The sequence below is a fragment of the Variovorax sp. Soil_C_17 genome, assembly GCF_057657265.1.
Window position 1 is genome coordinate 432850 of the sequence record NZ_JBDGIT010000001.1, and the last position, 12415, is coordinate 445264.

A 12415-nucleotide genomic window follows, 5' to 3' on the forward strand; every position below is an offset into this window, starting at 1 on the left:
TTTCATGCGACTCACCACCAAAGGCCGTTTCGCAGTCACTGCCATGATCGACCTGGCGCTGCGTGAGCGCACGGGGCCCGTCACGCTGGCCGCCATCAGCCAGCGGCAGCGCATCTCCCTTTCATACCTCGAACAGCTGTTCGGCAAGCTGCGCCGCCACAAGCTGGTCGAGTCGACCCGCGGTCCGGGCGGCGGCTATTCGCTGGGCCGCAAGGCGGCGGACATCACGGTGGCCGACATCATCTTTTCCATCGAGGACGAACCTTCGGAAAAGAGCGAGCCCGATGCCGACGCCGACGGCCGCTGCAGCACCGAGGAGCTCTGGGCCTCGCTGAACCGCCGCACGGTGGAATTCCTGGACTCCGTCACGCTGCAGAGCCTGGTGTTGGAGCAGCTGGCCAAGGGCGTGAAGGTCGAGGACGGCCCGGCCGTCAGGCGCGTGCCGGCCACCACGCCACCCCCCAAGCGGCCGCGCGTGAACGCGCCCAACTCGGTGTTCGCGCTGGGCCGCGCGCTCGCCACCAAGCGCTGAAGCAGCCTCCGCGCTTCAGCTGACCGGCAGCAGCAGGCGCAGCAGCCCGCGCGCCGTCACCAGTTGGCCGGGGCTGTAACTCTCCTCGAGCACCCCACTGAGCCGGCGCACGATGCCCGGGCTGCGGCGGGCCCGCCAGATCACGAAGTCCGCGATCCACGGGTGGTCGTTGATGCGATTGGCGTGCTCGTAGGCCGCGAAGCGCGGTCGCAGCGCCGCCAGGCCTGCCTCGTAGCGCGCACTGGCCGAGGCGTCGCCGGCGCCCGCCGCTGCGGCGATGGCCTCGCCCGCGAGCATGCCGGACTCCAGCGCCTTGCCGATTCCCTCGCCGGTGAAGGAATAGGTGCTGCCCGCCGCCTCGCCCGCCACCAGCAGGCCGGGCCGCGACCAGCGAGCCCCTTCGAGCGAGCAGCGCAGCGGCGCGCCTTTGAGCTCGCCCAGCAGGCAGCCGCCCTGCATCAGCTCGCGCGCCGGCGCATGGGCGCGCGTGAAGGCGGCGAAGAGCTCGCGCAGATTGAGATCCGGCACGCTGCCGCCCTCGCCTTTCAGCGAGCCGACGCCGACGTTGAACACACCCCCGCCGCAGGGAAAGATCCAGCCGTAGCCGCCCCGCAGCGCCTGGTTCCAGACGACCTCGAGCTGGCGCAGGCGCCCGGCCATCGCCTCGTTCCTCACGTAAGCCCGCAGGGCGACCCCGCTGGGCACACGCCGGCTGCACATGTCCGCGGCCAAGAGCGGCGCCGCCGCCGCGCCGGTGGCCAGCACGGTCCAACGCGCCCGCAGCTCGCGCGCGGTGCCGTCGGAGAGCCGCAGCCGCGCGCCCGCCACGCGCCCCTTCGCATCGGCCAGCGGTGCCTCGAAGCGCGCAGGCGCCAACCAGCGCGCGCCAGCCTCGAGCGCGGCGCGGCGAAGGATCTCGTCGAGTTCGCGGCGCGGCAGCACCGCCAGCCTGGCCGGGACCTCCAGCCGGCCGCCGCGCGGCGCGACGCAGCCCACATGGCTGGCCACGGCGGCGCGCGCCAGCACGACATCGAGCACGCCCAGGCGCGCGAGCGCGCGCTGGGCGTCGGGGATCAGCCCGTCGCCGCAGACCTTCTCGCGCGGGAAGTCCTGCCGGTCGACGAGCAGCACGTCCACCCCTGCGCGTGCCAACGTCTGCGCGCAGGCGCTGCCGGCCGGCCCCGCACCGACCACCAGCACCTCGCAATCGGCGGGTTCAGCCGCGGCCACTTCCGTACGGCCGGGTGATGATCTCGAGCCGATGGCCGTCGGGGTCGTCCCAGTAGACGCCGCGGCCGCCGTCATGGTGGTTGATCCGCCCGGGCTGCTGCTGTTCGGGATCGGCCCAGTAGCGGAGCCCGCGGGCCCGGATGCGCCCGAAGATCTCGTCGAACTCCTCCTCGCTCACCAAAAAGGCGTAGTGCTCGACCGGAATCCGCTCCTCGCTGCGGATGAAGTCGAGCGTGACGCCGTTGTCGAGCTGCACGCAATGAAAAGGTCCGAAGGTGGTGGGTTCGTTGCGCCCGAGCAGCTCCGCCAGGAAGACGGCGGAGGCCTTCGGATCACGCGCCCGAACGATCGTGTGATTGAGCTGGATGGGCATGGTGTTCCTCCACGAAGGCGGCAACGGCGGTGTGGCGCACTCGCCGAGCGAAGAGCGCCCATGGTAAGACCTGCCCGTGGAATCCGCGCGCCGAAGCGGGCGCCGCCGGGCCGTGCCCGCCCGCAGGGAATCCGGTCCAGCGTGAACAGTTGCGTGGACCCGCCAGCGATTTGCTTATAGAACAGAATGAATTTCGGCTCCCGGGCATTAGCATGGGGCATGGCTTGAGGGATCAACATGCGCAGCAGGAGCGGAGACGACATCGGATTCGACGGCAACCCATCGGACAACGGCAAGCCGCCCGTCGGCACGCTGGACTGCGACGGCCCGCTGGTGGTGCAGGCCCTGTCCTCCATGCTGGAGCTGATCCGTGAACAGCTCGGGATGGACGTTTTCTTCGTCTCCGAGTTCGTCGGCGCGCGCCGCGTGTTCCGGCACGTCGCCACCGCTCCGTCCATGGGCATCATCCACGTCGGCGACTCCCACACCATGGAAGACAGCATCTGCCAGCAGGTGCTCGACGGCCGCGTTCCCAAGCTCGCCCACGACCTGCGCGTGCTGCGCACCCGGCAGCCCCTGCCCGAGGTGACCAAGCCCATCGGCACCCACATCAGCGTGCCGGTGGTGATGCCGGACGGGCGCATCTACGGGACGCTGTGCGGCTTTGCGGTGGAGCGCACCGTCGATTTGACCGAGCGCGACGTGAAGAGGCTGGAAGTTGCGGCCCAGGCGACGGCGCGGGTGCTGGCGCAGGCGGCGGGGCACGCAGCGGCCGGCTGACGGCGTCACCCGCCCTCGCCGACGTGCCGCCGCGGCTCAGCCGGGGCGAATCAGCCCATCAGCTTCGGATTGCGGCGTGCTTCGCCGAGCCTCTGCTGCCGTATCGTTTCGGCACACTGGGCGCTGCGTCGGAACTCCGGCCGCGCGCATTGGTTGTTCATGCAGACCGCGCGGCCGATGAAGCCCAGGTCGCCGCAGCGGGCCAAGGGACTCGCCACACCGGCGCTTCGCAGCGCGCCCGGCTTCGGGGCCGGCGGCGCGGATGTGCGTGCAGCGCGAGCTTTTGCCGGCGACTCCTCGCGCGCAAGGACTTCAGCGGGCGCCGGTGCCAGGGCCGGCGCCGCCTCGGAAGGGGCTGCAACGACCGGCAAGAGGCTCCGGGCGACCCGCGCGGTTTCGGCGGCGGCCACGGGATCGACCCGCGCCACCGTGCGCTCGATGGGCGCCGGCAGCGCCGCATGCGCCAGCGGGCGCGTGGGCACACCGGCCTCCCGAGGCCCACGGGCCACGACCAGAGCCACCGCAGCCACCGTGCCCCAGAGACCGATCAGCGCGAGGACGGCGTAGCGGGAGCGGCGCACCTCGGCGTCGCCTGCGCTCATCAGCGGCGAGGGATGCGTCTCGCTGTCGACGGTTGCGAAATAGGCAGGCAGCTTGCCGTCGCAGCCCTTGCAGAAGCGTGCGTGGCACGGGTTGATGGTCTGGCAAGCCTCGCAGACCTCCGCTTGGGCGGGCTCGCTGCGCAAGCGCACCAGGTCCAGCACGCTGCCGAAGGCGACGGCAACCGGCGGCCTCTGCCGCTCCGGGAAGATCGCGGCGGCGTTCATGTCAGCGCTCCCAGAGCAAGGCGGTGTCGGCGTCCTCCGGTACCGCCGAGGCGGACGCGAGGAGCCGGCGCTGCAGCCGCATCTCGGACACTGCGAGACGGGCGAAAAGGATCAACTGCTCGTCGGACGGCTGGGGTGCGCCGCCCAGGTGTGCGCGGAAGGAACGGACGATTTGCGCCTGCGCAGCTTCCCGCAGCCGGGTTGCGGTGATGGCGGCGCATGCGGCAGTCGCTTGCACAGGCATGGGAACGTTCATGACGGTCTCCTGAGCGGCAGCAAGGCCCGGCGCATCTCTGTTGTCGACGACACGAGCGGCACGCAAGAGCCTTCGATGGCCAAAGCCTTCCTTGTTGACCGGAGGCTTCCCGTCCCTTGTCGGACAACGCCTGATGCGCCCGTCGTTGTCAGTTCATCGAGGCAGGAGGATGCGCGAAGGGTTCGAGGTCCTGAATTGACCGACCGGGCAATTCCGCCCTTCGACGTGGTTGGCGATCTTGAAAATCTCGCGTTTCAGCGACGAGGCCTAAAGTCCGCGCAAGGTGCTGACCGAGCGGATCCAGCGCAGGATGCAGTTCTCCTTCGATGACCCGCTGCGCTCGCGGATCTGCGGCGCCCGGTTCGCCCGCTTGTCATCGAATCGTCAAATCGCGTCAGCGGCTTGACCATTTCGTCACTGCCGGCTCAATGAGGGTCGCGGGCCTGGACGTAGGGCGTTGCGTACTCGCGGCCGATCATTCCGCGGGCGAAGAGATAGTTGTTGCGAGCCCTCTCGCTCATCGCGTCGAGGTTGACCATGCCCGTGCTGTCGCAAGGGAAGGCCAGCGCGCGCCCCTGGTTGAACAAGGACTGGAACCGGATCTCGAACGCGGCTGCAGTCTGCATCGAAGAAGAACTGTGCGACATGGTCGTCTCCTGCGGGCGGCAAAAAATGGATGACTGAATCAAACAGCTGACACGGAATCCCCGCTTGCCGATTGCCTTGCATCAATCGTGCCGGGCTCGTTTGAATAACGGTCCGCGCGGTTCAGCGTTGCAGGGGATTACGCAAAAAGCCGAGGCTTGGTTGTGTGAAATGCCACGATTCGCGAGATTTGCGCGCCAACTTTTTGCCGGGCAGCGTGCAGCGGCCGTCGGCCGCGCGTCAACGGGCGCTTGGGCGCGATGCGGCGATTGCGGACCGCTGCTCTTCAGCCGCGCTGCAGCGCCCGCAGCCAGCCCAGCCCGTCGGAGCTGCCCCGGGGCACCGCGCCGCGCGCCGGCCGGTATTCGCAGCCGACCCAGCCTTCCCAGCCGCATTGCGCCGCCACCTCGTCGATCACCCCAAACAGGTAGGAATGGTTCAGCTCGCCGATGTCGGGCTCGTGGCGCTCGGGCACGCCGGCGATCTGGAAATGGCCGACGCGGCCGGTGGGCAGGTACTTGCGGATCTTCATCGCGACGTCGCCCTCGACGATCTGGCAGTGGTAGAGGTCCATCTGCACCTTGAGGTTGGGCGCGCCCACCTCTTCGACGATCTCGTGCGCATGGTCCTGCCGGTTCAGGAAGAAGCGCGGGATGTCCCGGGTGTTGATGGGCTCGATCAGCAGATCGCGCCCGGCCTTGGCGGCCTCGCCCGCGGCCCAGCGCAGGTTGTCGATGTAGGTGGGCTGCACCGCCTCGCGCTCCAGGCCGGCCGCAACCAGGCCTGCCATCACGTGCACGCGGGGGCAGTCCAGGGCCTCGGCATAGTCCAGCGCCTTCAGCACGCCCTCGCGGAACTCGGCCTCGCGCCCCGGCAGGCAAGCCAGGCCGCGCTCGCCGCCCTCCCAATCGCCGGGCGGGCCGTTGAAGAGCACCTGCTGCAGGCCGTTGGCCGAGAGCCGGGCGGCCAGCTCGCGCCGCTCGTAGGGGTAGGGGAAGAGGTACTCGACCGCCTGAAAGCCGTCCTTCGCGGCGGCTTCGAAGCGGTCCAGGAAATCGAGCTCGGGATAGAGCATCGAGAGGTTGGCGGCGAATCGGGGCATGGGGATGTGTCCTTCGTTCTCTTACCAGCGCGCGCCGAAGTGACGGCGCAGCTCGTCGATCATCGACGGTGCCAGCGGTTGGGCAGCCTGCTTGTTCGATGCCCACAGCCTGGCCGTCTCTTCGAGTTCCTCGATCACGGCCATGGCCGCGGCGGGCGTGTCGTGCCAGACGTTGGGGCCGAGGCGCTCCAGCATCACGGCGCGGATCGGCGTGCCCTGAGCGCCGTAGCGCGCGATGGCTTGCGCGACCTGCTCGGCGGCCTCGGGCGCACCGGGCCGGTGGTAGGGGATCACGGGCACGTGGCCGACCTTCATCACGAAATAAGGCGTGAGGGCCGGCAGCAGTTCGTCGCTCGTGGTGTCCAGCGTGAGCGCCACGCAATGCGTGCTGTGGGTGTGGATCACGCAGCGCGTGCCGGCGTCGAAGTCTGTGGCGGCGGCGTAGATGCGGGCATGCAGGGCGATGGTCTTGCTGGCGCGGTCGCCGCCGCTCTGGTTCAGGTCGACATCGAGCCGCGCGAGCTTCGCCGGATCGAGGAAGCCCAGGCAGGCGTCGGTGGGGGTGATGAGGAAGCCATCGTCGAGCCGCACGCTGATGTTGCCGGCGGTGGCATGCACATAGCCGCGCTCGAACAGGCTGCGGCCGATGCGGCAGATCTCTTCGCGCGCCTGGCTCTCGTTCATTGGAGAACTGTAAAGGCTTTGCCGAAGAAATCGTCGGTGCCGAAGTTGCCTGACTTGAGCGCGATATGCAGCCCGGCGCCGCCCGCCGCCTCTGCCGACGCATGGCACCAGGGCACGCCCGGGTCGATCTGCGCCCCGATCTGCATCTGTGCAATGCCCAGCGCCTGCACGCAGGCGCCCGAGGTCTCGCCGCCGGCCACCACCAGTTGTCGCACGCCGAGCGCGACCAGCCCGCGCGCGATCGCGGCGATCGTGCGCTCCACCATCGCGCCGGCTTCCTCGACGCCGAGCCGGCCCTGCACCGATTTCACGGCGCCGGACTCGGCCGTCGAATAGACCAGCACCGGCCCGCCGTCCAGCAGCGGCGCGGCCCAGGCCAGCGCCTCGGACGTCACGTCGACGCCCGCGGCGATGCGCAGCGGATCGATCGCCAGCGCGGGGCGGCCCGCCTGGATGAAGCTCAGCACCTGCCGATTGGTGGCGAGCGAACAGCTGCCCGAGACCACCGCCTTCAAGCCGCCCGCAGGCGGCAGCGCGCTGGCGGTCGACGATGGTGCGAGGCCGAAATTGGCAGGCAGGCCGATCGCCACGCCCGAGCCCGCGGTCACCAGCGGCAGGTCCGCCAGCGCCGGCCCGAGGCGCAGCAGGTCGTCGTTGGAGACCGCATCGACGATCGCGATGCCGATGCCCTCCGCCCGCAGCTGCGCGATGCGCTCGCGTACCGCCGGGGCGCCGCGCGCGACCACCGCGTGGTCGATCAGCCCCACCCGGCGCCGCGTCTGCGCCTGCAGCACGCGCACGAGGTTGGGGTCCGTCATCGGGGTCAGCGGATGGTTCTGCATGCCGCTCTCGTTGAGCAGCACCTCGCCGGCGAACAGGTAGCCCTTGAACACCGTGCGCTTGTTGTCCGGGAAGGCCGGCGTGGCGATGGTGAAGTCGCAGCCCAGCGCCTCCATCAACGCCTCCGTCACCGGCCCGATGTTGCCCGCGGGCGTGCTGTCGAAGGTGGAGCAGTACTTGAAATAGATCTGCCGCGCCCCCTGCGCCTGCAGCCAGCGCAGAGCCTCGAGCGATTGCGCCACCGCCTCGGCCGGCGCGATGGTGCGCGACTTGAGCGCGACCACCACCGCATCGACCTCGGCCGCGAGCGGCCCGGCCGGCACGCCGATGGTCTGCACCACGCGCATGCCGGCGCGCACGAGGTTGTTGGCAAGGTCGGTGGCGCCGGTGAAATCGTCGGCGATGCAGCCGAGCAGGATCTTTGCGCTCATGGGGACTCCGGGGGGTTGGAACGGGACGGCAGCTCGATGCCCGGAAATATCTTGATGACCGCGCTGTCGTCCTCCCGCGCGAAGCCCGCGGTCGAAGCCTGCATGAACATCTGGTGCGCGGTGGACGCCAGCGGCAACGGAAACTTGCTGGCCCGCGCGGTGTCGAGCACCAGCCCCAGGTCCTTCACGAAAATGTCGACCGCCGACAGCGGCGTGTAGTCCCCCGCCAGCACGTGGGCCATTCGGTTCTCGAACATCCAGCTGTTGCCGGCGCTGTGCGTGATGACTTCGTAGAGCGCATCGGCCGCCACGCCCTCGCGCAGGCCCAGCGCCATGGCCTCGGCCGCCGCGGCGATGTGCACGCCGGCGAGCAGCTGGTTGATGATCTTCACCTTGCTGCCGGCGCCGGCCTTGTCCCCCAGGCGGTAGACCTTGGCCGCCATCGCGTCGAGCGCGGCACCGGCCTTGGCGTAGGCCTCGGGCGAGCCGGCCGTCATCATCGTCATCTCGCCGCTCGCGGCCTTGGCGGCGCCTCCGGAAATCGGGGCGTCGAGGTAGAGGATGCCCTTCTCGGCCAGGCGCGCCTCGAGCGCGATCGACCAGTTCGGGTCCACCGTCGAGCACATCACGAACACGCTGCCGGGCTTCATGGCGGCGGCGCAGCCGGGCGTATCGTCGGTGCCGAACAGCACCGCCTCGGTCTGCGCGGCGTTCACCACGACGCAGACCACGACCTCGCTGTTGCGGCCCAGCTCGGCCAGCGTGGCGCAGGCGGTGCCGCCATCCCTGGCAAAGGCCTGCGCCGCTTCGACGCGCACGTCGTAAACGTTCAGCGTAAAGCCTGCGCGGCGCAGCGACTGCGCCATGCCGCCGCCCATGGCGCCGAGGCCGATCAGGCCAATGGTGGAAGTCATGCGAAAAACTCCTTGTACGAAAACGGCTCAGCGATCGACGAGTTGCTTCGGCGTCAACCATACCGCGACGGCGCCCACCACGAGCGCGCCTGCCAGCACATACATGCCGACCTGCGTGCTGCCGGTCGCGTCCTTCAGATAGCCGATGAGGTAGGGGCTCACGAAGCCGGCCAGGTTGCCGACCGAATTGATGGCCGCGATGCCGGCGGCCGCCGCGGTGCCCGAGAGAAAGGCGGTGGGCAGCGACCAGAACAGCGGCGCGCAGGTCAGCACGCCGGCTGCGGCGAGCGAGAGAAAGGCCAGCGAGACGGCGGTGTTGCGGGTGTACGAGGCGGCGACGACGAAGCCGATGGCCCCCATGAGGGCGGGAACGATCAGGTGCCAGCGCCGCTCGCGGCGCTTGTCGGCGCTGCGTCCGAACAGGTTCATGGCCACGATGGCGCAAAGGAAGGGCACCGCGCTCAGCAGCCCGATGTGGAGGTTGCCCGTGACGCCGGTGGTCTTGATCAGCGTCGGCAACCAGAAGGTCAGCGCGTACTGGCCCATGACGAAGCTGAAGTAGATCAGCGCCATCCACCAGATGCGGGCGTCCTTGAACACGCCGGCCACCGAGTGCGGGCCGCGCCGGCCGAACTGCTGGTCGAGCTCGACCTCGCGGGCCAGCAGTCTCTTCTCGTCCGCATCGAGCCACTTGGCCTTGGCGATGCCGTTGTCCAGGTAGAACAGGACGATCAGGCCGACGAGCACCGCCGGCACCGCCTCGACCAGGAACATCCATTGCCAGCCTTGCAGCGACGAGACGCCGTGGAAGGCATCCATGATCCAGCCCGACAAGGGGTTGCCGAAGATGCCCGCGACGGGAATCGCCGACATGAAGACCGCGATGATCTTGGCGCGCCGGTGCGCCGGGTACCAGTGGGTGAGGTAGAGGATCACGCCCGGGTAGAAGCCGGCCTCGGCCAGGCCGAGCAGGAAGCGCAGGACGTAGAAGCTGGTGGGCGTCTTCACGAACATGAAGCACGCGGAGAGCAGGCCCCAGGTGATCATGATCCGTGCGATCCAGACGCGCGCGCCGACCTTGTTCATCAGCAGGTTGCTCGGCACCTCGAACAGGAAGTAGCCCAGGAAGAAGATGCCCGCGCCGAGCCCGAACACCGTTTCGCTGAAGCCCAGGTCCTGCCCCATCTGCAGCTTCGCGAAGCCGACGTTCACGCGATCGAGGTAGGCGATCACGTAGCACAGCATGAGAAAGGGCACGAGGCGCCAGAACACCTTGCCGTAGGCGCGGCGCTCGAGCTCGTCGTCGGCCGGCTTCGCGCCGGCGAGGATGGATGCAGTCATTGGCAGGTCTCCGGTGTGGTGTCTCGACATGGCGGGGCGCGCATTTGTCATCTCATATTGTCATCATACAAATTTGAATTCGAAGTGAGAACCAAGGGAAAACCCGAGCAAGTCTTACTTGCCGGGAGACGCGCGGATTCAGGAGCTGACAGGCAGTCCGCTGGTGAGCGGACGCGCGAGGGCCTCGCCCTCCTGCTGCCAGAAGGCAGGATCGGCCTGTTCGATGCGCCGGATCGCGCCGTCCATGTGGCCCGCCGCGGCGAGGCGCGCCTTCGCGGCATCGCCGGCGTCGATGGCTTCCACGATGGCGCGGTGCTCGTCGGCGACCTGCTGCGCGAAATCGGCGCGGCGTGCTTCGTTGGCGCGGGTCACCCGCGTGGCGCCGTAGAGGAACTGGCCCAGGTACTGCAGCGTGTCGAGAAGGAAGGGGTTGCGCGCGGCATCCGCGATGGCGCGATGGAAGGCCACGTCCTGCTCCGCCCCGTCGCTCCCGCCCTGCACCGCCTTCGCCAAGGCCGCCATGGCAGCCCGGATGCGGCGCACGTCGGCCGCCGTGCGCCGTTGCGCGGCCAGTGCGGCGACTTCGGCTTCGAGCGCGCGCCGCACTTCCACCATCTGGATCACCGCCGTCTTCGAGCCGGCATAGCGCGCATCGAAGCTGAGCGGCGCGAAACCCGTCTCGCACACGTACATGCCGCTGCCCTGGCGGGAATCCACCAGGCCCAGGGACTTGAGCCGCGAGATCGCTTCGCGCACCACCGTGCGGCTGACGGCGAACTGCTCCACCAGCGCCGCCTCGGTCGGCAGCTTCTCGCCGGCAACCAGCCGCCCGGCCTTGATCTCGGCCGCCAGCGCATCGGCCACCCTATCGGACAACCGGGCGCCGGGGGTGATGGATTGGAAGCGGGCCGTCATGGGTCATGGGAAATTGGTCGTACGACTTTAGCGCAGCCCCGACCGCGGGGCTTCCAGGTTGACCGGGGTCCGCGCCCGTGGCATGGTCAGAGGCAGCGCCTCACCAAGGAGACACCATGGACCAAGACAAGGGCGACAAGGGCGAAGACCCTCGGGACTGCGCACACGATGCCCTTTCGGGCGACCGGTGGACCGCCTTCATGGGCTGGGCCCTGAAGACCGTGATCGCGCTCATCGCCATCGGCGCCGCGGCCGCCTCCATTCCCTACTGGGAGCGGGCCGACTTCCCGGTGACCAGTCTCATCATCTACGTCGCGGGCATGGTGTTCATCGCCATGCCGCTGTGCCTCTACTACGAATCACTGCTCGAGTCGCACGAGGATTCCAGGGTCCCGCACCCGAGCTAAACCGAGGCCTGGGGCAGCAGCTTCGCCCGGTGGCTTCGAACTGCCGATGCGACGATCGGCAGCAGCTGGGTGGCGCCGCCGGCGTCGAGCTGGCTGATCAATTGCCCACGCATGCTGGGCGCCCAGAAGGACTTCAGGTGTGCGGCGATCGCCTGCGTGGCGGCGACGGCATCGTCGGGCGTCTGGGCCTGGAAGAAGCTGCCGATCTGGTTGGCCATCTTGACCAGTTGCGCGGTCATGTCGTGCATGCGCTGATGCCTTTCTTCCTCTTCGTTCAATGGGCCGCTGCGGGTGCCGCCGACAGGCGCTCCGGCAGGCAATACACGACAAGATCCTCCTTGCGCGCGAAGCCGACCAGCGTCAGGCCGGCCCGCTGCGCGGTCTGGACCGCGAAGGCGGTCGGCGCCGACACCGCGGCGAGCAGCGAGACGCCGGCCATGGCGGTCTTCTGCACCATCTCGAAGCTGGCCCGGCTGGTGACGGCGATGAAACCGGCCGACGCATCCACTTCGGCAGCCGCCAGCGCGCCCACCAGCTTGTCGAGCGCGTTGTGGCGCCCCACGTCCTCGCGCAGGAACATCACCTCGCCCTTGGCCGAGCACCACGCGGCCGCGTGTACCGCGCCGGTGGCCTGCTGCAGGGTTTGCTGCGCCTGCAGCCGCGTCATTGCCCGCGCGATCGCCCGGCGCTCCAGCCGCATGCCGCCTGCCAGGACCGGCAGCGCGCGCGACACCTGGGCCAGGCTCTCGGTGCCGCACAGGCCGCAGCCGGTGCGCCCGGCCATCGAGCGGCGCTTCTGCTTGAGGCGGGCGAAGGCGGCGCCGGCCACGTCCAGCCGCAGCGTGATGCCGAGCGCCGAGGGCTCGGCTTCCACGCCATAGAGCTCGTGCGCACCGTCGAGGATGCCCTCGGTCAGCGAGAAGCCGAGCGCGAAGTCCTCCAGGTCCAGCGGCGTCGCCAGCATCACCGCGTGCGAGATGCCGTTGAACTCCAGCGCGACCGGCACTTCCTGCGCCACCCAGTCCTGCACCGCGAAGGCCAGGCCGCCGCGCACGCCGCGCACCGGCAGCAGCATGGCGCCTTCGCAGGACGGCGCGTCGGCATAGGTGACGGCGCAGGGCAAGGCAGCCAGGCTCAT

The 12415-nt window shown here is 69.3% G+C and carries 16 protein-coding genes; 3 read left to right on the forward strand and 13 right to left on the reverse strand.

Going from position 1 to position 12415, the window contains the following annotated elements; genetic code table 11:
* The first annotated feature begins 4 nt into the window (after window positions 1-4).
* The gene (locus AC3A6Y_RS01980) at window positions 5-532 is read left to right on the forward strand and encodes an Rrf2 family transcriptional regulator (protein ID WP_487866553.1); all 528 of its coding nucleotides are present in this window, start codon (window positions 5-7) and stop codon (window positions 530-532) included.
* 15 nt (window positions 533-547) lie between these two features.
* Here the strand turns inward: AC3A6Y_RS01980 and AC3A6Y_RS01985 are convergent, their stop codons facing one another.
* Window positions 548-1762: a geranylgeranyl reductase family protein gene (locus AC3A6Y_RS01985; RefSeq protein WP_487866554.1), complete on the reverse strand. Its 1215-nt coding sequence runs from the start codon at window positions 1760-1762 to the stop codon at window positions 548-550.
* Window positions 1749-2135, reverse strand: a complete 387-nt coding sequence (locus tag AC3A6Y_RS01990) for a VOC family protein (RefSeq protein WP_487866555.1) — start codon at window positions 2133-2135, stop codon at window positions 1749-1751. Before AC3A6Y_RS01990 ends, AC3A6Y_RS01985 begins: the two co-directional genes overlap by 14 nt.
* Before the next feature lie 237 nt (window positions 2136-2372).
* Between AC3A6Y_RS01990 and AC3A6Y_RS01995 the strand changes: the two genes are divergently transcribed.
* Window positions 2373-2915, forward strand: a complete 543-nt coding sequence (locus AC3A6Y_RS01995) for a GAF domain-containing protein (protein WP_487866556.1) — start codon at window positions 2373-2375, stop codon at window positions 2913-2915.
* A 50-nt stretch (window positions 2916-2965) separates the two neighbouring features.
* Here the strand turns inward: AC3A6Y_RS01995 and AC3A6Y_RS02000 are convergent, their stop codons facing one another.
* The 9 genes from AC3A6Y_RS02000 to AC3A6Y_RS02040 form a co-directional block, all read right to left on the reverse strand.
* Complete coding sequence (locus AC3A6Y_RS02000) at window positions 2966-3742, reverse strand: hypothetical protein (protein ID WP_487866557.1); 777 nt, start codon at window positions 3740-3742, stop codon at window positions 2966-2968.
* Window position 3743: 1 nt separating this feature from the next.
* Complete coding sequence (locus AC3A6Y_RS02005) at window positions 3744-3998, reverse strand: hypothetical protein (RefSeq protein WP_487866558.1); 255 nt, start codon at window positions 3996-3998, stop codon at window positions 3744-3746.
* A gap of 425 nt (window positions 3999-4423) precedes the next feature.
* Window positions 4424-4645 (reverse strand): hypothetical protein, encoded by a 222-nt coding sequence (locus AC3A6Y_RS02010; RefSeq protein ID WP_487866559.1) that lies wholly within the window; start codon window positions 4643-4645, stop codon window positions 4424-4426.
* A 284-nt stretch (window positions 4646-4929) separates the two neighbouring features.
* Window positions 4930-5745 carry a 2-oxo-tetronate isomerase gene (gene otnI, locus AC3A6Y_RS02015; RefSeq protein ID WP_487866560.1) on the reverse strand — a complete coding sequence of 272 codons (816 nt, stop codon included), beginning with the start codon at window positions 5743-5745 and terminating at the stop codon, window positions 4930-4932.
* A gap of 21 nt (window positions 5746-5766) precedes the next feature.
* A complete protein-coding gene (locus AC3A6Y_RS02020) occupies window positions 5767-6429 on the reverse strand; it encodes a class II aldolase/adducin family protein (protein ID WP_487866561.1) in 663 nt (220 codons plus the stop codon).
* Entirely contained in the window at window positions 6426-7700 is a 1275-nt protein-coding gene (gene otnK / locus AC3A6Y_RS02025) for a 3-oxo-tetronate kinase (protein ID WP_487866562.1), read from the reverse strand. Before otnK ends, AC3A6Y_RS02020 begins: the two co-directional genes overlap by 4 nt.
* On the reverse strand, window positions 7697-8614 hold the full coding sequence (ltnD, locus tag AC3A6Y_RS02030) for an L-threonate dehydrogenase (RefSeq protein WP_487866563.1): 918 nt from the start codon (window positions 8612-8614) through the stop codon (window positions 7697-7699). Before ltnD ends, otnK begins: the two co-directional genes overlap by 4 nt.
* A 27-nt stretch (window positions 8615-8641) precedes the next feature.
* Entirely contained in the window at window positions 8642-9955 is a 1314-nt protein-coding gene (locus AC3A6Y_RS02035; RefSeq protein ID WP_487866564.1) for an MFS transporter, read from the reverse strand.
* Between the two features lie 138 nt (window positions 9956-10093).
* Window positions 10094-10870 carry a FadR/GntR family transcriptional regulator gene (locus tag AC3A6Y_RS02040; RefSeq protein WP_487866565.1) on the reverse strand — a complete coding sequence of 259 codons (777 nt, stop codon included), beginning with the start codon at window positions 10868-10870 and terminating at the stop codon, window positions 10094-10096.
* A gap of 116 nt (window positions 10871-10986) precedes the next feature.
* Between AC3A6Y_RS02040 and AC3A6Y_RS02045 the strand changes: the two genes are divergently transcribed.
* Window positions 10987-11277: a hypothetical protein gene (locus AC3A6Y_RS02045; protein ID WP_487866566.1), complete on the forward strand. Its 291-nt coding sequence runs from the start codon at window positions 10987-10989 to the stop codon at window positions 11275-11277.
* On the opposite strand, the gene AC3A6Y_RS02050 is transcribed toward AC3A6Y_RS02045, so the two are convergent.
* Together AC3A6Y_RS02050 and fdhD are read right to left on the reverse strand one after the other, a co-directional pair.
* On the reverse strand, window positions 11274-11525 hold the full coding sequence (locus tag AC3A6Y_RS02050) for a formate dehydrogenase subunit delta (protein ID WP_487866567.1): 252 nt from the start codon (window positions 11523-11525) through the stop codon (window positions 11274-11276). The genes AC3A6Y_RS02045 and AC3A6Y_RS02050 overlap by 4 nt on opposite strands.
* Window positions 11526-11551: 26 nt before the next feature.
* A complete protein-coding gene (gene fdhD / locus AC3A6Y_RS02055) occupies window positions 11552-12415 on the reverse strand; it encodes a formate dehydrogenase accessory sulfurtransferase FdhD (protein WP_487867783.1) in 864 nt (287 codons plus the stop codon).

Bases quoted from the DNA above. Each gene is read 5' to 3' on its own strand.
- AC3A6Y_RS01980 (WP_487866553.1), top strand. From the start codon at position 5: ATGCGACTCACCACCAAAGGCCGTTTCGCAGTCACTGCCATGATCGAC.
- AC3A6Y_RS01990 (WP_487866555.1), bottom strand. From the start codon at position 2,135: ATGCCCATCCAGCTCAATCACACGATCGTTCGGGCGCGTGATCCGAAG.
- AC3A6Y_RS01995 (WP_487866556.1), top strand. From the start codon at position 2,373: ATGCGCAGCAGGAGCGGAGACGACATCGGATTCGACGGCAACCCATCG.
- AC3A6Y_RS02000 (WP_487866557.1), bottom strand. From the start codon at position 3,742: ATGAACGCCGCCGCGATCTTCCCGGAGCGGCAGAGGCCGCCGGTTGCC.
- AC3A6Y_RS02005 (WP_487866558.1), bottom strand. From the start codon at position 3,998: ATGAACGTTCCCATGCCTGTGCAAGCGACTGCCGCATGCGCCGCCATC.
- AC3A6Y_RS02010 (WP_487866559.1), bottom strand. From the start codon at position 4,645: ATGTCGCACAGTTCTTCTTCGATGCAGACTGCAGCCGCGTTCGAGATC.
- otnI (WP_487866560.1), bottom strand. From the start codon at position 5,745: ATGCCCCGATTCGCCGCCAACCTCTCGATGCTCTATCCCGAGCTCGAT.
- AC3A6Y_RS02020 (WP_487866561.1), bottom strand. From the start codon at position 6,429: ATGAACGAGAGCCAGGCGCGCGAAGAGATCTGCCGCATCGGCCGCAGC.
- otnK (WP_487866562.1), bottom strand. From the start codon at position 7,700: ATGAGCGCAAAGATCCTGCTCGGCTGCATCGCCGACGATTTCACCGGC.
- ltnD (WP_487866563.1), bottom strand. From the start codon at position 8,614: ATGACTTCCACCATTGGCCTGATCGGCCTCGGCGCCATGGGCGGCGGC.
- AC3A6Y_RS02035 (WP_487866564.1), bottom strand. From the start codon at position 9,955: ATGACTGCATCCATCCTCGCCGGCGCGAAGCCGGCCGACGACGAGCTC.
- AC3A6Y_RS02040 (WP_487866565.1), bottom strand. From the start codon at position 10,870: ATGACGGCCCGCTTCCAATCCATCACCCCCGGCGCCCGGTTGTCCGAT.
- AC3A6Y_RS02045 (WP_487866566.1), top strand. From the start codon at position 10,987: ATGGACCAAGACAAGGGCGACAAGGGCGAAGACCCTCGGGACTGCGCA.
- AC3A6Y_RS02050 (WP_487866567.1), bottom strand. From the start codon at position 11,525: ATGCACGACATGACCGCGCAACTGGTCAAGATGGCCAACCAGATCGGC.
- fdhD (WP_487867783.1), bottom strand. From the start codon at position 12,415: ATGAGCCTGGCTGCCTTGCCCTGCGCCGTCACCTATGCCGACGCGCCG.